We start from the raw sequence: 22,892 nt of genomic DNA, 5'->3' as shown, positions 1-22,892 counted from the left end.
TGAGATGAAGGCAGATAAGAGCGAAAAAGAACGCCAAGAACTTTATGTGAAGATTCTCAAAGTTGACGAAAAAGAAGATAAATTTATGGTTCTCAAACATCAATACGAAGATTCTCTGGTAAATTTTGCGACGGATTTCCAGTATTTGACGACTCGAATGGAAAATCTGCTTTATGAGTATCCGCAAAATACTGCTTCCCTCAGTCGTGATTTAGCAGAGACTCAGCAACTTAACCAACAGGTTAAGAATTATGTGGATATTCAGATGGATGAACTAGAAAAGCTCGGTCGTCAAGCAAGAAAGACTCTGGAAGAAGAACGAGAAAAACTGACCAAAGAAAGGAATAGTCTGCCATGGGAGTGAAATATAGTGCAGCAGATTCGGCCCAGCTTATCCAAGCGATGACCAGCAACCTGCAGGTAGCTAATCAGGTGACCGATCGTCTATCTAGTGGCTGCGATCACCTGATTGCCTCTTTGGAGTCGGGTGAGCTGCAGGGAGCGGCTTATACAGCGGGAAAGGGCTTATTTACAGAAATTATAATCCCTGCTATCAAAAAGCTACAAGCTGCTATTGATGATATTCAGGAGGAGCTGAATTCTTATAAATATGCTGACTCCACCGTATCTGAGTATGGGATACTGGATCTTGACTTGCTGAAAGAACAGTTGGAAACAAAACAGGAGATGCTAGAGAAAACCCAAGCTCAGCTGGCAGAGTATCAATCTCTATTTCGCCGGATTATTGATGGACTTGCAGGGGAATTAGCTGACAATCTGTCCAAGACGAATGCTCTGACAGTGCTGGAAAACCAGCTAAATATCGGCATTCGGGAAATTCAGGAAAAAATTGACAAACTTGAATGGTTTGTGGCTCAGGTGTCCCAGTATTTCACAGATAGTCTGCAGGTTTTGGGCTTGGCTATCCAAGGAGCGACGCAGCTTAGTCAGGTATTGGTAGACAGTGAGGGTAATTACTCTACTGATGGAATAGATATGAGTTGGTTTGCTAAGATGAAGGCTCAGAAGATTCAGACTATTTCGAAGAAAAAATATCTAGAGCCTAAAGAAAGACTGCTTCGAGCAGCTTCTCGCAATATGATGTTGTCTGAGGAAGGAGATGCTTATTATCGGTCCCAACTTAAGGAAAAATTAAAGGGTAAACCGCGTTCAGAATGGGATAAGATTGTTGATGATTATAATCATACTCTAAAGATTGACAATGAAGGCAATATAATTGATATTTTTGATTTTAGAGCTTATAAGGATCGTCATTATCAAAAAGATGATAACTTTTCTGTACTAAAAAATGGAAAGTATGATGCTGACTATACTCATTTGGTTAACAAAAAGTTTGATGAACTAAAAGCACAAAACTTTGAAGCAAATTCAGTCGAATTTTGGAGTGGAGTAGCTCAAATATTCTCTGGATTGGGAGTTTACTTTGCGAGTGGCGCCCTTGAAGTCTTGAGTATCATGGCTGGTCCGCCAACAGCAGGGACAAGTATCGTAGCTGGTACGGCAGCATCTGTGACAGGGGTACAATATGGGAATGTACTGATAGCTAGTGGAGCAGTAACTAGCTTATCAGCTATCACAAAGACAGCCTTACAAAATGGCGAAATTCAGGTTAATTATTCTAGCAACTACGACAGCTGGCAGGCCAATAAACCGACGAGTAAGACCATTTCAGGCAGGGGTGGTAAACTAATTGAAGCCCGAGTAGGAAATCGAAAAGTGAACCTTCGTGTAGATTGGGAGCCAAGCAGTGGTACTAATGGTGATGGAGTATTTCAGGTTCAATCTGGAAGTGGTAAATCGGGGTATAGAGTGAATGAGCATATTGACATTAAGAATATTTACAATAAAAACTCAATATGGGATTGGATTAACACTAATGATAACTTAAAAAACCTTAATAAAACTGTTAAAGAAGAAATCTTCAATAGAATTTGGAAAACTTATCAAAATAATTACTGAAATTAGGAGGGAATATGAAACTATATATTAAAAGTAATTTTACGAAAAAAATAGACTTCACAACTAGAGAGCTTGTTTGGAAGATGTGGTTTAAGGAACGGAATGGCAAGAAAATAAGTTTCTCCAATGTTGGTGATGATGCTATGTTACAGGATGATTTTTACTTTGGTGTTCGGTTACACAAATGGTCTTCAGTTGACGAAAGATGGGATAAGGCTCCTTTTATAATTCCTAGTAATCCTTGGTTGTCTTTGGAATATGAGAGTATAACACTTGAATTTGAAAAAACTTTCATTACAGAGTGGAGAGAACGTGGAGATTATCTACGTATCGCAACATCCCATATAGATGTTTTAACCGTAGATAAACGTGCTATGTATATCATGGCAGTCGAGGTAGCTTCTGCTATTGACGGGCAGATCAGTGAGGATGACAAGCAGACCTGGATGGATGTAGAGACATTTAAGGAGTTGCACAAGGATGTTCTTTCACTGACTTATGATGAAGCGGTTGAAATTAGTTTGGAAGAATTAAAGACAATGATACCAGTAAGAGATCCGCTATGGGAAGAAGAAGAACGGCTTCGCGAAGAATATATTAAAATCCATGGTGAACGAGTTTATGACGACGAGGAAGACGAGTGAGACTATATCTTAAAGGCAACTACGAAACTAGTATCTATCAAGCCTGTATGGAATATCCTTGGAAAATGTGGTTCAAGGAACGTAAGGGAGTGAAAGTTGGTTTTTCTTATGCACGTGATGATGATTTCTATTTTAGCGTTAGTTTGGATAAATTTTCTTCCAATGATGAGCGCTGGGGAGTGACTGATTTTAAAATAGGAGATAATCCATGGAATTCATTTAAATATGAGTATCTAATATTGGATTTTGAAGATTCCTATGAAAGTGATGGGCGAGAAAAAGGAGACTGTCTTCGAATAATCACGACTCATAAGGATATTCTAACGGTTGATAAGCGAGCACTCTATATCATGGCGATTGAGGTAGCATCTGCTATTGACGGTCAAATTAGCGAAGACGACAAAGAAACATGGTTGAGTATTGAAGAATTCAAAACGCAACATGCAGACTTGCTGAACTTGACCTACGATGAAGCAGTCGATATTAGTTTGGAAGAACTAGAGGTTATGGAGGCGATTGATGAACCCCTTTGGGAAGAATTGGATAGGAAGCGTGAAGAGTACATTCGAATTCATGGAGAAGTGGAGTTGGATGACGATGAGGAAGACGAGTGATAATTTATATAAAAGGTGATTACACAAAAGAAATTCCGTTTGATTATTTAGAACTAGCGAAAAAGATGTGGTTTGAAAATTATCAAGGAGAAAGCATCCCTCTCTCCTATTCTGGTTTTCGTCAAATCAGAGATAGGAATGATATAGCAATTCATCTAAAACTAGATAAACAGGATTATGATGAACGTTGGTTGCATGTTCCGATACAAGAAGGGCTAAAATATCGTTTTTATTCACAAATTGATGAAGACCTAAATTTGGAATTTGAGCATGCTTATGTAACTGATTTTCGCGAAAATGGAGACTGTTTGCGTTTGGCTTCTACCCATCTTGAATTGCTCACTCTTGATAAAAGAGCTTTCTATATCATGGCAATTGAGATTGCTACAATCTTTAACGGACAAATTAGCGAAGATGACAAGAAAACATGGTTAACAATCGAGGAATTCAAGAAAAAACACGAAGATATCTTATCTCTAACCTTTGAGGAAGCAAATGAGCTGAGTTTGGAAGAAATTCAAACGATTGACGCTATTGACGATCCCATCTGGGAAGAATTGGATAGGAAGCGCGAGGAGTATATCCGAATCCATGGAGAGGTAGTTTATGATGACGATGAGGAAGACGAGTGAGACTATATCTTAAAGGTGATTACACAAAAGAAATTCCGTTTGATTATTTAGAATTAGCGAAAAGAATGTGGTTTGAGGAAAAAGATGGAATAGAGCCGGATTTGTCGTATGCTGGGTATCTAGAACTACCAATTGAGAAACTTTCTATTCACTTAGAATTAGACAAGGAAACTCATGATGATAGATGGAAAAGTGTTCAGATTAAGGAAGTGATAAAATATGATTTTTTATCCCATAAGTCAGAATATATACAGTTAGACTATGAAGATGCTATCATGTCGGATTTTCGTGAGAAAGGTGAATGTTTAAGAATTGCTTCTAAGCACCTTGACCTTCTCACTGTTGATAAACGAGCTATGTATATTATGGTCATTGAAATTGCGACTGCTATTGATGGTCAGATTAGCGAAGATGATAAAGAGAGCTGGTTAAGTGTGGAGGAATTTAAAAACCGGCATGAGGATATCCTTTCGATGAGTTATGAACAGGCTAATGAGCTGAGTCTTGAAGAAATTCCGTTTATGGATGATGTGAGAGACCCAGTTTGGGAAGAAGATGACCGCAGGAATGAAGAATACATCCAAATTCATGGAGAAGTGGAGTTGGACGACGAGGACGAATGAAATTATACTTAAAAGGCGATTATACAAAAAGAGTACCTTATGGTTATTTGGAACTAGCTGGCAAAATGTGGTTTCCAGAAGAAAAGCAAGTATCTTACTCAAATGCAGGGAACAATGATGCATTACAAGAAGATTTTTCTGTAAATTTATCCTTGAGGAAAGGCACTGCCGATAAGAGATGGTCTAGTGTCCCCCTAAAGGAAGGGGTACGAAGTCTCTTTTCACATATTGAGGAATGTATTGAGATAGAGTTTGAAGATGCGTTTGCTACGGATTATAATGAAAAGGGAGACTATCTCCGTATTTTAACCACCCATCTAGAAGTTTTGACAGTTGATAAACGAGCCATGTACATTATGGCGCTTGAGATTGCAAAGGTGATTGATGGGCAAATTAGCGAAGATAATAAGAAGACATGGCTAACAGTCGAGGAATTTAAGAAAAAGCACGTGGCTATTCTATCTCTGACTTTTGAAGAAGCAAATGAACTAAGTTTGACTGAAATTCAAACGATGGATGTGGTAGACGACCCTCTTTGGGCGGAAGAAGCTGAACGTCGAAAAGAATATGTACTAGCACACGGAGGGGATATCTCAGATTTATGAGACTATATATAAAAGGTGACTATACCAAAGAAATTCCGTTTGATTACTTAGAACTAGCGAAGAGAATGTGGTTTGAAAGTTATCAAGGAGAAGGTATCCCTCTCTCCTATTCTGGTTTTCTTCAAATCAGAGATGGGAATGATATAGCCATTCATCTAAAACTAAATAAGCAAGAATGTGATGAGCGCTGGTCTAAAGTACCTATTCAAGAAGGGATAAAGTATCGTTTTTATTCACAAATTGATGAATATTTGAATTTAGATTATGAAGATGCTTATGTAACAGATTTTCGAGAAAATGGAGACTGTTTGCGTCTCGCTTCTACCCATCTTGAACTGCTCACTCTTGATAAAAGAGCGTTCTATATCATGGCCATTGAGATTGCCACAATCTTTAATGGACAAATTAGCGAAGATGATAAGAAAACATGGTTAACAGTCGAGGAATTCAAGGAAAAGCACCAAGATATCTTATCTCTAACTTTTGATGAAGCAAATGAGATAAGTTTGGAAGAAATTCAGACGATTGACGCTATTGACGATCCCATCTGGGAAGAGTTGGATAGAAAACGTGAAGAATACATAGCTATCCATGGTGAACGTATTTATGACGATGAGGAAGATGAGTGAGACTCTATATCAAAGATGATTATACAAAAAGAGTACCTTATGGTTATTTAGAACTAGCTGGTAAAATGTGGTTTCCAGAAGATGAGCAAGTTTCTTACTCAAATGCTGGGAACAATGATGCATTACAAGAAGATTTTTTCTCAAATTTATCCTTGAGGAAAGGCACTGCCGATAAGAGATGGTCTAGTGTCCCCCTAAAGGAAGGGGTACGAAGACTCTTTTCACATCTTGACGAATGTATTGAGATAGAGTTTGAAAATGCATTCGCTACGGATTATAATGAAAAGGGAGACTATCTCCGTATTTTAACCAGCCATCTAGAAGTTTTAACAGTTGATAAACGTGCCATGTACATTATGGCGCTTGAGATTGCAAAGGTGATTGACGGGCAAATTAGCGAGGATAATAAGAAGACATGGCTAACAGTCGAGGAGTTTAGGAAAAAGCACGAGGCTATTCTATCTCTAACTTTTGAAGAAGCAAATGAACGAAGTTTGACTGAAATTCAAATGATGGATGTGGTAGATGACCCTCTTTGGGAGGAAGAAGCCACTCGTCGAAAAGAATATATACTAGCACATGGAGGCGATATCTCAGATTTATGAGACTATACATCAAAGGTGATTATGCTAAAAAAATAACATTTACTACTAGAGAACTAGTTTGGAAGATGTGGTTTAAGGAACGGAATGGCAAGAAAATAAGTTACTCCAACGTTGGTGATGATGAGATGCTGCAAGAAGATTTTTATTTCGGAGCAGAGTTGCGCAAATGGGCTTCAGTTGACGAAAGATGGGATAAGGCTCCTTTTATAATTCCGAGCAATCCTTGGTTGTCCTTGCAATATGAAGATATTGAACTTGAATTTGAACATGCCTTTATTTCCGACGACCGCGAAAAAGGAGAGTTTCTTCGAATTGCCTCAACTCATGTAGATATTTTGACGGTCGACAAGCGCGCTTTATACATTATGGCAACTGAAGTAGCATCTGCCATTGATGGTCAGATTAGCGAAGACGGCAAGCAAAGTTGGCTAAGTGTAGAAGAATTTAAGAAATATCACAAGGATGTTCTTTCACTGACTTATGATGAAGCTGTTGAAATCAGTTTGGAAGAATTAAAGACAATGGTACCGGTAAGAGATCCTCTATGGGAAGAGGAAGAACGCCTTCGTGAAGAATACATCAAAATCCATGGCGAACGAGTTTACGACGATGAGGAAGATGAGTGAGACTATATCTTAAAGGCAACTACGAAACTAGTATTTACCAAAACTGTATGGAATATCCTTGGAAAATGTGGTTCAAGGAACGTAAGGGAGTGAAAGTTGGATTTTCTTATGCACGTGATGATGACTTCTATTTTAGTGTTAGTTTGGATAAATTTTCTTCAAATGATGAGCGTTGGGGAATGACTGATTTTAAAATAGGAGATAATCTATGGAGTTCATTTAAATATGAGTATCTAATATTGGATTGTGAAGATTCCTATGAAAGCGATGGGCGAGAAAAAGGAGACTATCTTCGAATCATCACGACTCATAAGGATATTCTAACGGTTGATAAGCGAGCTCTCTATATCATGGCGATTGAAGTAGCATCTGCCATTGACGGTCAAATCAGCGAAGACGACAAAGAAACATGGCTGAGTATTGAAGAATTTAAAACGAAACATGCAGACCTGCTGAATTTGACCTACGACGAAGAAGTCGATATTAGTTTAGAAGAGATAAAGGTTATGAAAGCCATTGACGAGCCACTCTGGGAAGAATTGGATAGGAAGCGCGAGGAGTATATCCAAATCCATGGAGAGGTAGAGTTGGACGACGAGGAAGAATGAAATTATATTTAAAAGGCGATTATACTAGAAAAGTGCCATTTGGGTACAGAGAACTCGCATGGAAGATGTGGTTTAAAGAAAGAAATGGTCAAAAAATAAGTTTCTCAAATGTCGGAGATGATGAGATGCTACAAGATGACTTCTATCTATCTTTACGGCTAGATAAGTGGGGAGCAAGTGGTTCTCGTTGGAAAGATGAAAAGGTTAAAGGTGGCAGTGCAATCAATTCCCAATTGTATGAAAATATTGATTTGGATTATGAAGGAAGTTATGAAAGCGACGGTAGAGAAAAGGGAAAATATCTAAGAATCGCTTCGAATTATCTAGATGTATTAACAGTTGATAAACGAGCTATGTATATTATGGCACTCGAAATTGCGACTGCGATTGATGGGAAAATTAGTGAAGATGATAAGAAAACATGGCTAACAGTCGAGGAATTCAAGGAAAAGCACCAAGATATCTTATCTCTGACTTTTGATGAAGCAAATGAGATGAGCTTAGAAGAAATTCAGACGATTGACGCTATTGACGAACCCATCTGGGAAGAATTGGATAAGAAGCGTGAAGAATACATAGCTATCCATGGCGAACGTGTTTATGACGATGAGGACGACGAGTGAGACTATATCTTAAAGGTAACTACGAAACTAGTATATACCAAAACTGTATGGAATATCCTTGGAAAATGTGGTTCAAGGAATGTAAGGGAGTGCAGGTTGGTTTTTCTTACGCACGTGATGATGATTTCTATTTTAGCGTTAGTTTGGATAAATTTTCTTCAAATGATGAGCGTTGGGGAATGGCTGATTTTAGAATAGGAAAAGACTCTTGGGCGACTTTTAAGCGTGAAAATTTAAATTTAAATTTTGAAGATTCTTATGAAAGTGATGGACGAGAAAAAGGAGACTATCTTCGAATCATCACGACTCATAAGGATATTCTAACGGTTGATAAGCGAGCTCTCTATATCATGGCGGTTGAGGTAGCATCTGCCATTGGCGGCCAAATCAGCGAAGACGACAAAGAAACATGGCTGAGTATTGAAGAATTTAAAACGAAACATGCAGACCTGCTGAATTTGACCTACGACGAAGCGGTTGATATTAGTTTGGAAGAGATAAAGGCTATGAAAACCACTGAGGAGCCCCTCTGGGAAGAATTGGATAGGAAGCGCGAGGAGTATATCCGAATCCATGGAGAGGTAGAGTTGAATGACGATGAGGAATACGAGTGAGACTATATCTTAAAGGTGATTACACCAAAGAAATTCCGTTTGATTATTTAGAACTAGCGAAGAGAATGTGGTTTGATACTAAAGATGGTAAACGAGTAGATTTTTCTTATTTTGGAAATACTCGCCCATTTAAAACAGACCCAACTATTCACTTAAAATTAAATAAGTGGATGCATGATAATAGATGGAATAATGTTCAGTTGAAAGAAGGGATTACCAACGAATTTGGAAGTCATGTATATGAAAACCTTGAATTAGATTTTGAAGATAATCCAGCAACAGACTATCGAGAAAAAGGAGACTGTCTACGTTTAGCTTCTACCCACCTTGACCTTCTCACTGTTGATAAACGTGCCTTCTATATTATGGCGATTGAAATTGCGACTGCCATTGATGGTCAGATTAGCGAAGATGATAAAGAGAGCTGGTTAAGTGTGGAGGAATTTAAAAACCGGCATGAGGATATCCTTTCGATGAGTTATGAACAGGCTAATGAGCTGAGTTTGGAAGAAATTCCGTTTATGGACGATGTGAGAGACCCGGTTTGGGCAGAAGATGACCGCAGAAATGAAGAATACATCAAAATCTATGGTGAAGTGGAGTTGGACGACGAGGACGAATGAAATTATACCTAAAAGGCGATTATACAAAAAAAGTACCTTATGGTTATTTAGAACTTGCTGGTAAAATGTGGTTTCCAGAAGATGAGCAAATTTCTTACTCAAATGCTGGGAATAATGATGCATTACAAGAAGATTTTTCTGTAAATTTATCCTTGAGGAAAAGTACTGCAGATAAGCGATGGTCTAGTGTCCCACTAAAGGAAGGGGTACGAAGTCTCTTTTCACATATTGAGGAATGTATTGAGATAGAGTTTGAAGATGCGTTTGCTACGGATTATAATGAAAAGGGAGACTATCTCCGTATTTTAACCACCCATCTAGAAGTTTTGACAGTTGATAAACGAGCCATGTACATTATGGCGCTTGAGATTGCAAAGGTGATTGATGGGCAAATTAGCGAAGATAATAAGAAGACATGGCTAACAGTCGAGGAATTTAAGAAAAAGCACGTGGCTATTCTATCTCTGACTTTTGAAGAAGCAAATGAACTAAGTTTGACTGAAATTCAAACGATGGATGTGGTAGACGACCCTCTTTGGGCGGAAGAAGCTGAACGTCGAAAAGAATATGTACTAGCACACGGAGGGGATATCTCAGATTTATGAGACTATATATAAAAGGTGACTATACCAAAGAAATTCCGTTTGATTACTTAGAACTAGCGAAGAGAATGTGGTTTGAAAGTTATCAAGGAGAAGGTATCCCTCTCTCCTATTCTGGTTTTCTTCAAATCAGAGATGGGAATGATATAGCCATTCATCTAAAACTAAATAAGCAAGAATGTGATGAGCGCTGGTCTGTAGTACCTATTCAAGAAGGGATAAAATATCGTTTTTATTCACAAATTGATGAATGTTTGAATTTAGATTTTGAAGATGCTTATGTAACAGATTTTCGAGAAAACGGAGACTGTCTGCGTCTGGCTTCTACCCATCTTGAACTACTTACTATTGATAAAAGAGCGTTCTATATCATGGCTATTGAGATTGCCACAATCTTTAACGGTCAAATCAGCGAAGATGATAAGAAAACATGGCTAACGATTGAGGAATTTAAGAAAAAGCACGAGGATATTCTATCTCTAACCTTTGACGAGGCCAATGAGATGAGTCTGGAAGAAATTCAGACGATTGATGCTATTGACGATCCCATCTGGGAAGAATTAGATAGAAAACGTGAAGAGTACATAGCCATCCATGGTGAACGAGTTTACGACGATGAGGAAGACGAGTGAGAATTTACATCAAAAGTGATTTTAATAAAAAAATAACCTTCACGACAAGAGAGCTTGTTTGGAAAATGTGGTTTAAGGAGTGGCATGGTCATCCTATTACATACTCAAACGTCGGTGATGATGAGATGTTACAAGATGATTTTTACTTTGTAGTAAGCTTTGATAAATGGCGTTTTTTTGACTCAAGATGGAATAATATTCCCTCTTATGATTTAAAAAATCCGTGGAATTCCTATAAATATGAAAATATATCCCTTGAATTTGAAAAAACTTTCATTACAGAGTGGAGAGAACGTGGAGATTATCTACGTATCGCAACATCTCATATAGATGTTTTAACAGTAGATAAACGTGCTTTATACATTATGGCGGTCGAGGTTGCGAGTGCAATAGATGGGGATATCAGCGAGGATGACAAAGAGACATGGTTGGATGTAGAGACTTTTAAGGAGCTACATAAGGATGTTCTTTCACTGACTTATGATGAAGCGGTTGAAATTAGTTTCGAAGAATTAAAGACAATGGTGCCAGTAAGAGATCCTTTATGGGAAGAAGAAGAACGTCTTCGTGAAGAATATATCAAGATTCATGGTGAACGTGTTTATGACGATGAGGAAGATGAGTGAGAATTTATATTAAAGGTGATTACACCAAGACTGATTTTTATGAAGAGTTTAAAGAAATAGCTCAAAAGATGTGGTTCAAAGAGCGAAAAGGAATTCCACTCGATTTTTCCTATGCTTGGGATGAAGATTTACATTTGAATTTACGGTTGGATAAATTTAAATATAATGACGAACGTTGGGAGAGTGCAAATTTTAATACAAATATAAACCCTTGGAAGACATTTGAATATGAAAACTTGACATTGGATCTAGAAAATTCTTATGAAAGCGATGGGCGTGAGAAAGGTGATTATTTGCGAATTATTTCCACTCATCTAGATATTTTAACGGTTGACAAGCGTGCTATGTATATTATGGCGATTGAGGTAGCATCTGCCATTGACGGTCAAATCAGCGAAGACGACAAAGAAACATGGCTGAGTATTGAAGAATTTAAAACGAAACATATAGACTTGCTGAATTTGACCTACGACGAAGCGGTTGATATTAGTTTGGAGGAACTAGAGATTATGGAGGCGGTTGATGAACCACTTTGGGATGAATTACACAGAGGGTGGGAAGAATATATCAAAATCCACGGAGAACGTGTTTATGACGAAGAGGAAGACGAGTGAGAATTTATATAAAAGGCGATTATACAAAAAAGATACCTTATGGTTATTTGGAACTAGCTCGTAAAATGTGGTTTCCAGAGGATGAGCAGGTTTCTTACTCAAATGCTGGGAATAATGATGCATTGCAAGAAGATTTTTTCTCAAATTTATCCTTGAGGAAAGGCACTGTCGATAAGAGGTGGGTGTTACTTATAATGTTGAAGGGGATACCTTTACTCCTCTTGCTATTGAGAAAAAACTCCCTATTCTATAAGTGTTAAACAATTTGATGGGAAAGCTTAATTTAGATAGAAGGTACAAATGGCTAAAACAAAATAATTTCACTTGATGATACAGAAATGATATACTAAATAGAAGAATGTTTAGAAAAGAGTAAGCAATGCAAAAAAAGACTATTTCCCAACGCTTGGAGCGAGTAGCTGCTTTTGTACCGGATGGGGCAAGGCTGCTGGATGTTGGAAGCGATCACGCCTATCTGCCTATTTACCTGATCCAGCAGGGACGGATTGAGAAGGCTCTGGCCGGAGAAGTGGTAGAGGGGCCTTTTCAGTATGCCCAGAAAAATGTGGCGGAGCATGGATTGACGAAGCAGATTGAGGTTCGCTTGGCCAATGGTCTAGAGGCCTTTGAAGTGGAAGATCAGATTGACACCATCGTTATTGCTGGCATGGGTGGCCGCTTGATTTCAGAGATTTTGGAAAATGGCAGAGCTAAGCTTGGGTCTATTTCCCGCTTGATTTTGCAACCAAATAACCGAGAGGATGAGCTTCGCAACTGGCTGATATCTAACGGCTTTCGCTTGCTGGCTGAGGATATCTTAGAAGAGGCAGGGAAGTTTTATGAGATCCTAGTGGCAGAAGCAGGTCAGCAAACTTTGACAGAGCAAGAAGTGCGTTTTGGTCCTTTCCTGCTAGAACAGAAATCGTCTGTTTTTCAGCTAAGATGGCAGAAAGAACTGAAGAAACTAGAAGGAGCTCTAGCCCATATCCCAGAAAAAAATGAGCTAGAACGCTCTGCTATGTCCCAAAAAATTGAAAGTATCAAGGAGGTGCTCCATGCTAGCAAGTGAAATCATCGCCCGTTATGAAGCCTATTGCCCGCAAGAACTGTCCATGGAGGGCGACATTTCAGGCCTGCAAATCGGGACCTTGGATAAGGAAGTGGACAAGGTTCTAGTGGCATTGGATATTCGTGAGCAAACGGTGGTGGAGGCTATTGAGGCAAATGCTGGACTGATTATCGTTAAGCATGCGCCTATTTTTCGCCCACTTAAGGACCTAGTAGCGGATAAGGCACAAAATCAAATCGTTTTAGACCTCATCAAGCATGATATTGCTGTTTATGTCAGTCATACCAATATCGATGTTGTGGAGGACGGTCTTAATGACTGGTTCTGCCAGTTATTGGATATTAAAGAGACAAGCTTTCTCAGTCAAACGAGTTCAGAACACGGTATTGGTCGTGTGGGAAAGATTGCTCCTCAGACCTTTGGGGACTTTGCGGCCAAGGTCAAGGCAACTTTTGGACTAGATAGTTTGCGTATGGTCACTTATGAAAAAGCGGATCTCAATCGTATGATTGAGCGTGTAGCTATTTGTGGTGGCAGTGGTCAGTCCTTTTATCAAGAGGCCATTGCCAAGGGAGCGCAGGTCTATATAACTGGCGATATTTACTATCACACAGCCCAGGAAATGCTGACAGAAGGGCTTTTAGCGCTGGATCCTGGACACCATATCGAGGTTCTTTTTACGGGAAAATTGAAAGAAAAGCTTGATACTTGGAAGGCAGAAGAAGGATGGGAGATTGAGATTCTGGCTAGTCAGGCTTGGACCAATCCTTTCCGACATATTTGAGAGGGAGCGACATGAAAAAAGTAGCAGTAATTGGTGCTGGGATTGTCGGATCAACAGCAGCTTACTATCTGTCCAAATCCCCGGATGTGGAAGTGATTGTCTTTGATGACGGCAAGGGGCAGGCAACCAAGGCAGCCGCTGGCATTATCAGTCCTTGGTTTTCCAAGCGTCGCAATAAGGCTTGGTATAGGATGGCACGTCTGGGCGCTGATTTTTATCAGGACTTGATTGCGGAACTGAAAGATGCTGGAATCCAGACAGACTTTTACCAACAGACAGGTGTTTATCTGCTGAAAAAGGATGAGAGCAAGCTGCAGGAGCTTTATGATTTGGCTGCTAATCGTCGTGAAGAGTCGCCCTTAATAGGGGACTTGAGTCTTCTCAGCCTTCAGGAAGCCCATGAGAAATTTCCAGACTTGCAAGGCTTTGAGAGGCTTCTTTATGCTTCCGGTGGTGCCCGTGTGGAGGGAGCACTCTTGACGGAGACACTTCTGAAAGCCAGCAAGGCAGAGTTGGTTGAGAAAAAGGTAAGATTGACAGTAGATGCAGAGCAACTTCTGGTGGATGGCCGTAGATTTGACTGTGTCATCTTAGCTGTGGGGGCTTGGCTGGGAGAAATCTTGCAGCCACTGAGCTATAAGACAGATGTTCGGCCACAAAAGGGACAGTTACGTGATTTCAAGCTGGCTGAGCAGACAGATGACTACCCTGTTGTGATGCCTGAGGGTGAGCTGGATATCATTCCCTTTCTGGCAGGCAAGGTCAGCGTCGGTGCCAGTCATGAAAATGATCAGGGCTTTGATTTGACAGTTGATAAGACGGTGCTGGATCAGATGCAGCAAGAAGCGGAAACTTATTTGCCAAGGCTGTCTAAAGCAGAGATTCTAGGCGAGCGCGTGGGAACACGAGCTTATACCAGCGACTTTTCCCCTTTCTTTGGCGCTGTGCCAGACTTACCGCATGTCTACGCAGCCAGCGGTCTAGGCTCTTCTGGTCTGACAACTGGCCCGCTCATCGGACGCCAATTGGCCCAGATGGCTTTAGGAGAAGCAGGACTGCTAGATCCATCTGACTATCCTATTGAACGGTACGTGGAGAAAGAAGAAGGCACTTAAGGAAAACAAATGATTATAATATTTCTCATTTTACTTTTACTAGTAATATCAATATCAATTTCAATCCCACTTATTCTATTTGCTAGACACAAAAGTCGTTCTCAACATCCTCTTGTTGCTCAAAATAATGGAGGAAATCAGGAACTAGCAAAGAATACAAAAAAGAAAATAGGTTTTGGAGTTTTGGGCTGCTTCCTATCTAGTGTGGCGATCGTTTTTCTTATGGCTCTTGTTTCTATGTTTTCGAATTTCATAGATATATGGGGAATTTTTGTACGAGTACCGAAATATGAAATGGTACAGGCTGTTCAGCGCTCTTATAAGCAGAGTGGATTTGAAGGAACGGTCAGAGTTATAGATGCTAATAAAAACTATACCTCTTTTGCTGGTTATTTAATCAGTGCTGAGTATTCTGAGGAAATTGAGGGGAAAACGGTTAAGATCGGTGACCGAATTGAGTATTACACCTCTCGGGATGAGAAATATGGAAAAACGGATATTGACCTACAGCTTGAAAAGGGAGATGCTATTTATCAAGCTTTCCCTAGTATCGCTTATAGGGGACTTGAGCTGAGTCCGGGTTATAGTGAAACTTTAGAGACTGTAAAAGATGGTTTTACAAGGACAGATAAGAAGAAACTATATCTAGAATCCCTTGATTTTATGATAGATAAGGATGCGCCAAATATTGATGAATACGAGGCTCTTATAAAAAAGAATCGGGAAGAAGGGCAGCCTTTGCAAGGCTTGTATCCAATCCCTATTTCTGATATGTTGGAAAAAGAGGCTCTTGCCATTGAAATGAAGGTAGTTTTGAACGTGGAGCAAGACGATGGATCTATCATTGGTATTGGTCAAGACCAGAAGAATGATGATAAAATCAAGCAGATTTTACAAGAACAGCTAGACTTAACCAAGCTACCGAACGCACGCTATCTTATGGCTATTAGTGTCGGGAAACATAGTAAGTATTCTGGATTTGGTAAATACGAGGTCATTGTTCAAAATCATCAGATCGTTCGATTTTCTATCCAAAATAAAGAATATTAACTTGGAATAAATTTTTTGGAGCTTGTTTTCAATTACAGCTTGTAGTTGTGCAAGTGTCATGATTGAGGTTTTCTTAAAGTTACTAGTTCTATGTAAAGAAGGTTTGATATGACAGAAACTATTTTGAATTGGGTAAATATTTGTGTAAAAAAAGATGATAAAATTTTACTGCTTAATCGCCAGCATGATAACTTTAAAGGGTGGATACAACCGGGCGGGAAAGTGGAGTTTCCAGAATCTTTTTTTGAAGCTGCAAGGCGCGAATTAAAAGAAGAAACAGGGCTGACTGCTCTAAAACTGGAATTGAAGGGGATTTCAGGCTTCACTAATCCGAGTAAAAAAGAACGGTATGTGTATTACGATTTTCTTTGTACTGCCTTTGAGGGGCAAGTCAGGGGAAACGATCATGAAGGGGAGCCCAAATGGTGGAAGATTTCGGAACTTGATCAAATAGATATGCAGGACGACATACGTGAACGTTTGCCTCTCTACTGGAGGAAAGGCTCTTTCGAGCGGATTCATTACTGGAATGAGGAAAAACACTGTATCGGGGAAACCAAGACGATTTTGTATGATTGATTTGAGAGGATAGGGAGAAGTTAGGGACTGGTTACGATCGCAGCCTGTGGTTATGCAGGCATTCTTGGCTGGGCTTTTTACATGGGGATGTACTATTATTTAAAGAGAGTGAAAAGGATGACATCCGCTTTCAAAAATGGTAGAATAAGGAGAATACATTAAGAGAGGAAACTCATATGAAAGGTATTATTCTTGCAGGTGGTTCTGGTACACGTTTGTACCCATTGACCCGCGCTGCGTCAAAACAGCTTATGCCGGTTTATGACAAACCCATGATTTATTATCCACTGTCAACTCTTATGCTGGCTGGTATCAAGGACATCTTGATTATCTCCACTCCGACGGATCTGCCTCGTTTTGAGGATCTGCTGGGAGATGGCTCTGAGTTTGGTATCAAGCTCTCTTATGCAGAGCAGCCAAGTCCGGACGGACTTGCACAAGCCTTTATCATTGGGGCTGATTTCATTGGAGATGACCGCGTGGCGCTGATTCTTGGGGATAATATTTACCATGGCCCAGGTTTGAGTAAAATGCTCCAAAATGCTGCTGCTAAGGAAAAAGGAGCAACTGTCTTTGGCTACCATGTCAAGGATCCAGAACGCTTTGGTGTCGTAGAATTTGATGAAAATATGAATGCTATCTCCATCGAAGAAAAACCAGAACAGCCGCGCTCTAACTATGCAGTGACAGGACTCTATTTCTATGATAACGATGTTGTAGAAATTGCCAAGAACATCAAACCAAGTCCTCGCGGAGAACTGGAAATCACTGATGTCAACAAGGCATACTTGGATCGTGGTGATTTGTCTGTTGAGCTCATGGGACGTGGTTTTGCTTGGTTGGATACAGGTACCCACGAAAGTCTCTTAGAAGCAGCACAATATATTGAAACGGTTCAGCGTATGCAGAACGTGCAAGTGGCAAATCTGGAAGAAATTGCCTACCGCATGGGTTATATCACTAAAGAGCAAGTGCATGAATTGGCGCAGCCGTTGAAGAAGAATGAATACGGACAATACTTGCTCCGTTTGATTGGAGAAGCATAAGAAGATGACAGAACAATTTTTTGATAAGGAATTAGCAGCGCATGAGGTTCCCGGAATTCCTGGAATGCTAGAATTTGATATTCCTGTGCGTGGGGACAATCGAGGCTGGTTTAAGGAAAATTTTCAAAAGGAAAAAATGCTGCCGCTAGGCTTTCCTGAAAGCTTTTTTGCAGAAGGAAAACTGCAAAATAATGTCAGCTTTTCTCGTAAAAATGTCCTGCGTGGTCTTCATGCTGAACCATGGGACAAGTACATCTCTGTTGCAGATGACGGCAAGGTGCTGGGATCTTGGGTCGACCTGCGTGAAGGTGAGACCTTTGGTAATACATACCAGACAGTGATTGATGCCAGCAAGGGGATTTTTGTGCCACGTGGCGTTGCCAACGGCTTCCAAGTCCTTTCTGACACGGTTTCCTATAGCTATCTGGTGAATGACTATTGGGCTTTGGAACTCAAACCCAAGTATGCCTTTGTCAACTATGCAGACCCAGCTTTAGGCATCCAGTGGGAAAATCTAGAAGCAGCAGAAGTCTCAGAAGCAGACAAGAACCATCCACTACTTAAGGATGTCAAACCACTAAGAAAAGAAGATTTATAAGAAGATTTCTTTTCTGATTCATTAATTGATACTGAAATATATGATTTAGCTCAGCTTTAATTCGAGCGAAGCGAATTAAAGAAATGATTGCCGCTGTGGTGTAAGTCATGTAACAAATTGTTTAGTTTGTTACATGACAGGGGATTTTTGAGACATTAGGCTCAAAAATAAGCAATGAAACCGGAGGTTTGCTTGCGTCCCCACCACTTAAGGCAATTATAAAAAAGTTTAAGGAATAAAAATGACTGAATACAAAAAAATTATTGTGACAGGCGGAGCTGGTTTTATCGGTTCTAACTTTGTCCACTATGTTTATAATAACTTTCCAGATGTCCATGTGACAGTGCTGGACAAGCTGACTTACGCGGGTAATCGTGCCAATATCGAAGAAATTTTAGGCGACCGTGTTGAGTTGGTTGTTGGAGATATTGCTGATGCAGCCTTGGTAGATAAGCTGGCTTCCGAAGCTGATGCTATCGTTCACTATGCGGCAGAAAGCCACAATGATAACTCGCTCAATGACCCGAGTCCATTTATCCACACCAACTTCATCGGAACTTACACACTCTTGGAAGCAGCACGTAAATACGACATTCGTTTCCACCATGTGTCGACTGACGAGGTTTATGGAGACTTGCCTCTGCGTGAAGATTTACCAGGTCATGGAGAAGGGCCAGGAGAGAAATTTACCGCTGAAACTAAGTACAATCCAAGCTCGCCTTACTCCTCAACTAAGGCAGCTTCAGACTTGATTGTTAAAGCTTGGGTGCGCTCATTTGGCGTGAAAGCGACGATTTCTAACTGTTCAAACAACTATGGTCCTTACCAGCACATTGAGAAGTTCATTCCGCGCCAGATCACCAATATCTTGAGTGGTATCAAGCCAAAACTCTACGGTGAAGGAAAAAACGTCCGTGACTGGATTCATACCAATGACCATTCATCAGGCGTTTGGACGATTCTGACCAAGGGTCAAATTGGCGAAACTTACTTGATTGGTGCTGATGGTGAGAAGAATAACAAGGAAGTACTAGAGCTGATTCTTAAGGAAATGGGACAACCAGCTGACGCTTATGATCATGTGACAGACCGTGCCGGCCACGACCTCCGCTATGCTATTGATGCTAGCAAGCTTCGTGATGAGCTAGGTTGGAAGCCAGAGTTCACCAACTTTGAAGCAGGTCTCAAAGAGACGATCAAGTGGTACACAGACAACCAAGACTGGTGGAAATCTGAAAAAGAAGCAGTCGAAGCCAACTATGCTAAGACGCAACAAGTGATTAAGTAAGAATAGAGTCTGGGACAAAAGTCCTAGCCTCTCAATTGTCTTTGGATTGTCGAGCAAGACGCAGGGGTTGAGTGGGCTCTACTAGGCTGATTTCATCAGCTTTTACAGCCCTACTCAACTGTGCGGAGGTGGGACGACGAAATCGAATTCTAACGAATTACCGATTTCTGTCCCACTCTCTTGTTATACAGGTGATATGCGACTAAGAGGCTGGGATTATTTGTCCCAGCCTTTTTCATAGGATTGTTAGTCTTTTAATCTCTTTGTTACAGAAAATGATGTAAAAATAGTGTAAAATGAGATAAATCCTTTTTGTGTTTTCAGCTAAGGAGATTTCTTAAAGTAAAGGAAGACAGATATGAAATTTATCAAAAGATTGGTGGGAATTGTTTTGGTACTGTTGCTTGCAGCAGTGCTATTTCTGGTTCCTTCTTCTATCAATCCGAATGAACAACTAAAAAATGTTCAAGCTAATACTTCGTGGGAAAGCATGATTGAGCCGACTTTGAACAATGCTAATGTAACGGCTCAGGGAGTCAGCACAGAGCTCTCTCTCAATAGCGTCCAGCTTAATCAGCTTCTCAAGTCTTCGCTGACTGATAGCGAGAATCAGGAGCTGCTGAACAGTGCTTACAGCATTGAAGGCAATAAGCTGCGCATCCAGTATCCGGTTAAGCTATTTTTTATTGATAGTAAGCTGGATCTAGAAGTGGATGTGACGGTGAAGGGGAGTGCCTTATACATCACAATCGATAGTGCCAAGCTAGGCATCCTTCCTATCCCTAAATCTTGGGTGACTGGCATGCTGAAGCAGCAACTGCAGGTCCCTAATTCCTCCATCACGACGGAGGGAGATAGTTTCCTTCTATCTCTGCCGCAGAGTCCGTTCAGCATTGACAAAATCAGCCTGCAGAATGGAGTTGCTAAAATCCAGATCAGTATGGCTTATGGAATTCAATGATTTTGAAATCTAATTTATAACAAATTTCTAGATTGAAGAAAAGATCTATTTTAGATGATGCTCTTCAATCTTTTTATATTTAAGAAAATTAATTGAATAGAGCATGATGAAAATACCATATTTTGTAACTTTGTAGGTAGTAATTAGGAATATTAAAAAATTCTTACAATTCTTTGAAATTATGCTAAAATGAAGAAAAGGAGGGAAAACGATGAAATTTTACTCAATAGATCCAAATATTGATGTGGTTGAAACTCCGGTCGAAGAGCAAGGACGTCTCATCCGCCATTTGCACCTTGCTAAGGGAAAACAAATTCCTGAACATAGCGCAGATGCTCTTGTTACAGTTGTCTGTCTAGAAGGAAAGGTGGATTTTACTGCCTTAGGAGAAACTGTACAATTGGTGCCGGGAAGTTTTCTGACTATGGAGCCGAATGAACTTCATAGTTTATATGGCGTAGAAGAGAGCCATGTTTTAGTGATTCAGCAGTTGCTTTATCCGTGATCTGCTCGAACAGAGGCTCTTTCGACATTAACTCAAGGAATTTTCCTATTTCTTGAGTTTTTTTTATTCTATTTTCCAAGAGGGCTTTGTCGCTAATTTTATGCTATAATAAATACTATGCAAACTAAACCGACTTCTGCCTATGTGCATATTCCTTTTTGTACTCAGATTTGTTATTACTGCGATTTTTCTAAGGTTTTTATCAAAAATCAGCCGGTAGATAGTTATCTGGAGCATTTGATTAAGGAGTATCATTCTTACGATATCAAAAAGCTCCGTACCCTCTATATCGGTGGTGGGACTCCGACGGCTCTATCGGCGCCTCAGTTGGCTTTTTTGCTGGAAAAGCTGACGGACAAGCTAGATTTGTCTTATCTTGAGGAGCTGACCATCGAAGCCAATCCTGGGGACTTGGATCAGGAGAAGATTGCTGTACTTAAAGATTCACCAGTCAATCGGGTTTCGCTGGGCGTGCAAACCTTTAATGATCGCATGCTCAAGCAAATTGGCCGCAGTCACTTGGAAAAGGATATCTATGAGAACATTGCCAATCTCAAAAAAGCAGGTTTTGACAATATCTCGATTGACTTGATTTATGCCCTGCCCAAGCAGACCATGGAAGATGTGAAAATCAATGTAGCCAAGGCTATTGCTCTGGACATTCCCCACATGAGTCTGTACAGCTTGATTTTGGAAAATCATACAGTCTTCATGAATCGGATGCGGCGGGGGAAGTTGCCTCTGCCCAAGGAAGACTTGGAAGCGGAGATGTTCGAATACATTATAGCTGAGCTAGAAAAGGCAGGTTTTGAACATTACGAGATTTCTAATTTTTCCAAACCAGGCTTTGAGAGCTGCCACAATCTCATGTACTGGGACAATGCGGAGTATTATGGTATTGGAGCGGGAGCGTCTGGCTATGTCGATGGTGTACGCTATAAAAACCACGGGCCTATTCGTCATTATCTGCAGGCGGTGGAAGCGGGCAATGCCCGTGTGCAGGAAGAAGTGCTGACGCTGAAAGAAAAGATGGAAGAAGAGATGTTTCTGGGGCTTCGAAAGAAGTCAGGTGTTTCAAAAAAACGCTTCGAGGAAAAATTCGGTCTTTCCTTTGAAGACCAGTACGGATCTGTCGTGTCTGAACTGACTGAGCAGGGCTTGCTAGTGCCGGACAGAGACATCGTGCGAATGACCAAACAAGGTCTCTTTTTAGGCGATACGGTTGCTGAGAAATTTATATTGGAGTAAATCATGGGCTTAACTTATCAAATGAAAATGAAAATTCCTTTTGATATGGCGGATATGAACGGCCATATCAAGCTGCCAGATGTCATCTTACTGTCCTTGCAGGTATCAGGCATGCAGTCGATTGAGCTCGGCGTCAGCGACAAGGACATGCTGGAGCAGTATAATCTAGTCTGGATTATTACGGACTACGATATTGATGTGACACGACTACCACGATTTGCAGAGGAAATTACCATCGAGACAGAAGCATTGACTTACAATCGGCTTTTTTGCTACCGTCGCTTCACGATTTTTGATGAAGCGGGCGAGGCTATTATCCAGATGATGGCAACCTTTGTCCTTATGGATCGGGATAGTCGCAAGGTTCATGCAGTTGAACCAGAGATTGTAGCACCATATCAATCAGAGTTTTCCAAGAAATTGCTGCGTGGCCCTAAATATCCAAACTTAGAAAATCCTGTCAGCAAGGACTATCATGTGCGCTTTTACGACTTGGATATGAATGGACATGTCAACAATAGCAAGTATCTGGACTGGATTTTTGAGGTCATGGGAGCAGATTTCCTTACCCAGCATATTCCTCAGAAAATCAACCTGAAGTATGTTAAGGAAGTCCGACCGGGCGGCATGATTGCCTCTAGCTATGACCTAGAAGGCCTGCAGAGCACTCACCAGATTTCCAGTGACGGCGAAGTCAATGCCCAAGCTATAATCACTTGGCAAGAGATTGAAAAAGATTAGAAAGTAAT

At 40.4% G+C, this 22,892-nt stretch carries 30 protein-coding genes; all 30 read left to right on the top strand.

Annotated elements, in window-relative coordinates:
* Positions 1 to 4: 4 nt before the first annotated feature.
* The 30 genes from ACWPVL_RS00525 to ACWPVL_RS00380 all read left to right on the top strand — a co-directional run bounded on the left by ACWPVL_RS00525 (position 5) and on the right by ACWPVL_RS00380 (position 22,884).
* Positions 5 to 364 carry a cingulin gene (locus tag ACWPVL_RS00525; protein WP_454386163.1) on the top strand — a complete coding sequence of 120 codons (360 nt, stop codon included), beginning with the start codon at positions 5 to 7 and terminating at the stop codon, positions 362 to 364.
* Positions 355 to 1,980, top strand: coding sequence for a virulence protein (locus tag ACWPVL_RS00520; protein WP_454386161.1), 1,626 nt, complete (start codon positions 355 to 357; stop codon positions 1,978 to 1,980). Before ACWPVL_RS00525 ends, ACWPVL_RS00520 begins: the two co-directional genes overlap by 10 nt.
* Before the next feature lie 14 nt (positions 1,981 to 1,994).
* Positions 1,995 to 2,624, top strand: a complete 630-nt coding sequence (locus ACWPVL_RS00515; protein WP_454386159.1) for a hypothetical protein — start codon at positions 1,995 to 1,997, stop codon at positions 2,622 to 2,624.
* Positions 2,621 to 3,238 (top strand): hypothetical protein, encoded by a 618-nt coding sequence (locus ACWPVL_RS00510; protein WP_454386157.1) that lies wholly within the window; start codon positions 2,621 to 2,623, stop codon positions 3,236 to 3,238. The genes ACWPVL_RS00515 and ACWPVL_RS00510 overlap by 4 nt, the downstream gene beginning before the upstream one ends.
* Entirely contained in the window at positions 3,235 to 3,870 is a 636-nt protein-coding gene (locus ACWPVL_RS00505; RefSeq protein WP_454386155.1) for a hypothetical protein, read from the top strand. The genes ACWPVL_RS00510 and ACWPVL_RS00505 overlap by 4 nt, the downstream gene beginning before the upstream one ends.
* A complete protein-coding gene (locus tag ACWPVL_RS00500; RefSeq protein WP_454386153.1) occupies positions 3,867 to 4,493 on the top strand; it encodes a hypothetical protein in 627 nt (208 codons plus the stop codon). The genes ACWPVL_RS00505 and ACWPVL_RS00500 overlap by 4 nt, the downstream gene beginning before the upstream one ends.
* Positions 4,490 to 5,098, top strand: coding sequence for a hypothetical protein (locus tag ACWPVL_RS00495; protein WP_454386151.1), 609 nt, complete (start codon positions 4,490 to 4,492; stop codon positions 5,096 to 5,098). Before ACWPVL_RS00500 ends, ACWPVL_RS00495 begins: the two co-directional genes overlap by 4 nt.
* Entirely contained in the window at positions 5,095 to 5,727 is a 633-nt protein-coding gene (locus ACWPVL_RS00490) for a hypothetical protein (RefSeq protein WP_454386149.1), read from the top strand. The genes ACWPVL_RS00495 and ACWPVL_RS00490 overlap by 4 nt, the downstream gene beginning before the upstream one ends.
* On the top strand, positions 5,724 to 6,332 hold the full coding sequence (locus ACWPVL_RS00485; protein ID WP_454386147.1) for a hypothetical protein: 609 nt from the start codon (positions 5,724 to 5,726) through the stop codon (positions 6,330 to 6,332). The genes ACWPVL_RS00490 and ACWPVL_RS00485 overlap by 4 nt, the downstream gene beginning before the upstream one ends.
* A complete protein-coding gene (locus ACWPVL_RS00480) occupies positions 6,329 to 6,958 on the top strand; it encodes a hypothetical protein (protein WP_454386145.1) in 630 nt (209 codons plus the stop codon). Before ACWPVL_RS00485 ends, ACWPVL_RS00480 begins: the two co-directional genes overlap by 4 nt.
* Positions 6,955 to 7,566, top strand: coding sequence for a hypothetical protein (locus tag ACWPVL_RS00475; protein WP_454386143.1), 612 nt, complete (start codon positions 6,955 to 6,957; stop codon positions 7,564 to 7,566). Before ACWPVL_RS00480 ends, ACWPVL_RS00475 begins: the two co-directional genes overlap by 4 nt.
* A complete protein-coding gene (locus ACWPVL_RS00470) occupies positions 7,563 to 8,189 on the top strand; it encodes a hypothetical protein (RefSeq protein WP_454386141.1) in 627 nt (208 codons plus the stop codon). Before ACWPVL_RS00475 ends, ACWPVL_RS00470 begins: the two co-directional genes overlap by 4 nt.
* A complete protein-coding gene (locus ACWPVL_RS00465; RefSeq protein ID WP_454386139.1) occupies positions 8,186 to 8,803 on the top strand; it encodes a hypothetical protein in 618 nt (205 codons plus the stop codon). The genes ACWPVL_RS00470 and ACWPVL_RS00465 overlap by 4 nt, the downstream gene beginning before the upstream one ends.
* Positions 8,800 to 9,426 carry a hypothetical protein gene (locus tag ACWPVL_RS00460; protein WP_454386137.1) on the top strand — a complete coding sequence of 209 codons (627 nt, stop codon included), beginning with the start codon at positions 8,800 to 8,802 and terminating at the stop codon, positions 9,424 to 9,426. Before ACWPVL_RS00465 ends, ACWPVL_RS00460 begins: the two co-directional genes overlap by 4 nt.
* The gene (locus ACWPVL_RS00455; protein WP_454386135.1) at positions 9,423 to 10,031 is read left to right on the top strand and encodes a hypothetical protein; all 609 of its coding nucleotides are present in this window, start codon (positions 9,423 to 9,425) and stop codon (positions 10,029 to 10,031) included. The genes ACWPVL_RS00460 and ACWPVL_RS00455 overlap by 4 nt, the downstream gene beginning before the upstream one ends.
* The gene (locus tag ACWPVL_RS00450) at positions 10,028 to 10,660 is read left to right on the top strand and encodes a hypothetical protein (protein ID WP_454386133.1); all 633 of its coding nucleotides are present in this window, start codon (positions 10,028 to 10,030) and stop codon (positions 10,658 to 10,660) included. The genes ACWPVL_RS00455 and ACWPVL_RS00450 overlap by 4 nt, the downstream gene beginning before the upstream one ends.
* Positions 10,657 to 11,286 carry a hypothetical protein gene (locus tag ACWPVL_RS00445; protein ID WP_454386131.1) on the top strand — a complete coding sequence of 210 codons (630 nt, stop codon included), beginning with the start codon at positions 10,657 to 10,659 and terminating at the stop codon, positions 11,284 to 11,286. The genes ACWPVL_RS00450 and ACWPVL_RS00445 overlap by 4 nt, the downstream gene beginning before the upstream one ends.
* Positions 11,283 to 11,900, top strand: a complete 618-nt coding sequence (locus ACWPVL_RS00440; RefSeq protein WP_454386129.1) for a hypothetical protein — start codon at positions 11,283 to 11,285, stop codon at positions 11,898 to 11,900. The genes ACWPVL_RS00445 and ACWPVL_RS00440 overlap by 4 nt, the downstream gene beginning before the upstream one ends.
* Before the next feature lie 379 nt (positions 11,901 to 12,279).
* Positions 12,280 to 12,969 carry a tRNA (adenine(22)-N(1))-methyltransferase gene (locus ACWPVL_RS00435; RefSeq protein WP_454386127.1) on the top strand — a complete coding sequence of 230 codons (690 nt, stop codon included), beginning with the start codon at positions 12,280 to 12,282 and terminating at the stop codon, positions 12,967 to 12,969.
* Positions 12,956 to 13,753: a Nif3-like dinuclear metal center hexameric protein gene (locus ACWPVL_RS00430; RefSeq protein WP_002904723.1), complete on the top strand. Its 798-nt coding sequence runs from the start codon at positions 12,956 to 12,958 to the stop codon at positions 13,751 to 13,753. Before ACWPVL_RS00435 ends, ACWPVL_RS00430 begins: the two co-directional genes overlap by 14 nt.
* Positions 13,754 to 13,764: 11 nt before the next feature.
* Positions 13,765 to 14,868: an NAD(P)/FAD-dependent oxidoreductase gene (locus tag ACWPVL_RS00425; RefSeq protein ID WP_454386124.1), complete on the top strand. Its 1,104-nt coding sequence runs from the start codon at positions 13,765 to 13,767 to the stop codon at positions 14,866 to 14,868.
* A gap of 9 nt (positions 14,869 to 14,877) precedes the next feature.
* Positions 14,878 to 15,918: a hypothetical protein gene (locus ACWPVL_RS00420; RefSeq protein ID WP_454386122.1), complete on the top strand. Its 1,041-nt coding sequence runs from the start codon at positions 14,878 to 14,880 to the stop codon at positions 15,916 to 15,918.
* Between the two features lie 108 nt (positions 15,919 to 16,026).
* Positions 16,027 to 16,497: an NUDIX domain-containing protein gene (locus tag ACWPVL_RS00415; protein ID WP_454386120.1), complete on the top strand. Its 471-nt coding sequence runs from the start codon at positions 16,027 to 16,029 to the stop codon at positions 16,495 to 16,497.
* Between the two features lie 176 nt (positions 16,498 to 16,673).
* Entirely contained in the window at positions 16,674 to 17,543 is an 870-nt protein-coding gene (rfbA, locus tag ACWPVL_RS00410; RefSeq protein ID WP_048791983.1) for a glucose-1-phosphate thymidylyltransferase RfbA, read from the top strand.
* A gap of 4 nt (positions 17,544 to 17,547) precedes the next feature.
* Positions 17,548 to 18,141 carry a dTDP-4-dehydrorhamnose 3,5-epimerase family protein gene (locus ACWPVL_RS00405; RefSeq protein WP_454386117.1) on the top strand — a complete coding sequence of 198 codons (594 nt, stop codon included), beginning with the start codon at positions 17,548 to 17,550 and terminating at the stop codon, positions 18,139 to 18,141.
* A 241-nt stretch (positions 18,142 to 18,382) separates the two neighbouring features.
* The gene (gene rfbB, locus ACWPVL_RS00400; RefSeq protein ID WP_061909284.1) at positions 18,383 to 19,429 is read left to right on the top strand and encodes a dTDP-glucose 4,6-dehydratase; all 1,047 of its coding nucleotides are present in this window, start codon (positions 18,383 to 18,385) and stop codon (positions 19,427 to 19,429) included.
* Between the two features lie 358 nt (positions 19,430 to 19,787).
* On the top strand, positions 19,788 to 20,390 hold the full coding sequence (locus ACWPVL_RS00395; protein WP_454386115.1) for a hypothetical protein: 603 nt from the start codon (positions 19,788 to 19,790) through the stop codon (positions 20,388 to 20,390).
* 211 nt (positions 20,391 to 20,601) lie between these two features.
* The gene (locus ACWPVL_RS00390; RefSeq protein ID WP_454386113.1) at positions 20,602 to 20,895 is read left to right on the top strand and encodes a cupin domain-containing protein; all 294 of its coding nucleotides are present in this window, start codon (positions 20,602 to 20,604) and stop codon (positions 20,893 to 20,895) included.
* Between the two features lie 117 nt (positions 20,896 to 21,012).
* Positions 21,013 to 22,143, top strand: coding sequence for a radical SAM family heme chaperone HemW (gene hemW / locus ACWPVL_RS00385; protein WP_454386111.1), 1,131 nt, complete (start codon positions 21,013 to 21,015; stop codon positions 22,141 to 22,143).
* 3 nt (positions 22,144 to 22,146) lie between these two features.
* Entirely contained in the window at positions 22,147 to 22,884 is a 738-nt protein-coding gene (locus ACWPVL_RS00380) for an acyl-ACP thioesterase domain-containing protein (RefSeq protein ID WP_454386109.1), read from the top strand.
* Positions 22,885 to 22,892 lie beyond the last annotated feature (8 nt).

The sequence above is a fragment of the Streptococcus sp. Marseille-Q8145 genome, from assembly GCF_965112035.1.
The sequence above is the reverse complement of the archived record's forward strand: the minus strand, read 5'-3'. Positions and strand labels throughout refer to the sequence as shown.

What these genes read in the sequence shown, in the direction of transcription:
- ACWPVL_RS00525 (WP_454386163.1), top strand. Translation starts at nt 5, where the DNA reads ATGAAGGCAGATAAGAGCGAAAAAGAACGCCAAGAACTTTATGTGAAG.
- ACWPVL_RS00520 (WP_454386161.1), top strand. Translation starts at nt 355, where the DNA reads ATGGGAGTGAAATATAGTGCAGCAGATTCGGCCCAGCTTATCCAAGCG.
- ACWPVL_RS00515 (WP_454386159.1), top strand. Translation starts at nt 1,995, where the DNA reads ATGAAACTATATATTAAAAGTAATTTTACGAAAAAAATAGACTTCACA.
- ACWPVL_RS00495 (WP_454386151.1), top strand. Translation starts at nt 4,490, where the DNA reads ATGAAATTATACTTAAAAGGCGATTATACAAAAAGAGTACCTTATGGT.
- ACWPVL_RS00490 (WP_454386149.1), top strand. Translation starts at nt 5,095, where the DNA reads ATGAGACTATATATAAAAGGTGACTATACCAAAGAAATTCCGTTTGAT.
- ACWPVL_RS00480 (WP_454386145.1), top strand. Translation starts at nt 6,329, where the DNA reads ATGAGACTATACATCAAAGGTGATTATGCTAAAAAAATAACATTTACT.
- ACWPVL_RS00470 (WP_454386141.1), top strand. Translation starts at nt 7,563, where the DNA reads ATGAAATTATATTTAAAAGGCGATTATACTAGAAAAGTGCCATTTGGG.
- ACWPVL_RS00455 (WP_454386135.1), top strand. Translation starts at nt 9,423, where the DNA reads ATGAAATTATACCTAAAAGGCGATTATACAAAAAAAGTACCTTATGGT.
- ACWPVL_RS00450 (WP_454386133.1), top strand. Translation starts at nt 10,028, where the DNA reads ATGAGACTATATATAAAAGGTGACTATACCAAAGAAATTCCGTTTGAT.
- ACWPVL_RS00435 (WP_454386127.1), top strand. Translation starts at nt 12,280, where the DNA reads ATGCAAAAAAAGACTATTTCCCAACGCTTGGAGCGAGTAGCTGCTTTT.
- ACWPVL_RS00430 (WP_002904723.1), top strand. Translation starts at nt 12,956, where the DNA reads ATGCTAGCAAGTGAAATCATCGCCCGTTATGAAGCCTATTGCCCGCAA.
- ACWPVL_RS00425 (WP_454386124.1), top strand. Translation starts at nt 13,765, where the DNA reads ATGAAAAAAGTAGCAGTAATTGGTGCTGGGATTGTCGGATCAACAGCA.
- ACWPVL_RS00420 (WP_454386122.1), top strand. Translation starts at nt 14,878, where the DNA reads ATGATTATAATATTTCTCATTTTACTTTTACTAGTAATATCAATATCA.
- ACWPVL_RS00415 (WP_454386120.1), top strand. Translation starts at nt 16,027, where the DNA reads ATGACAGAAACTATTTTGAATTGGGTAAATATTTGTGTAAAAAAAGAT.
- rfbA (WP_048791983.1), top strand. Translation starts at nt 16,674, where the DNA reads ATGAAAGGTATTATTCTTGCAGGTGGTTCTGGTACACGTTTGTACCCA.
- ACWPVL_RS00405 (WP_454386117.1), top strand. Translation starts at nt 17,548, where the DNA reads ATGACAGAACAATTTTTTGATAAGGAATTAGCAGCGCATGAGGTTCCC.
- rfbB (WP_061909284.1), top strand. Translation starts at nt 18,383, where the DNA reads ATGACTGAATACAAAAAAATTATTGTGACAGGCGGAGCTGGTTTTATC.
- ACWPVL_RS00395 (WP_454386115.1), top strand. Translation starts at nt 19,788, where the DNA reads ATGAAATTTATCAAAAGATTGGTGGGAATTGTTTTGGTACTGTTGCTT.
- ACWPVL_RS00390 (WP_454386113.1), top strand. Translation starts at nt 20,602, where the DNA reads ATGAAATTTTACTCAATAGATCCAAATATTGATGTGGTTGAAACTCCG.
- hemW (WP_454386111.1), top strand. Translation starts at nt 21,013, where the DNA reads ATGCAAACTAAACCGACTTCTGCCTATGTGCATATTCCTTTTTGTACT.
- ACWPVL_RS00380 (WP_454386109.1), top strand. Translation starts at nt 22,147, where the DNA reads ATGGGCTTAACTTATCAAATGAAAATGAAAATTCCTTTTGATATGGCG.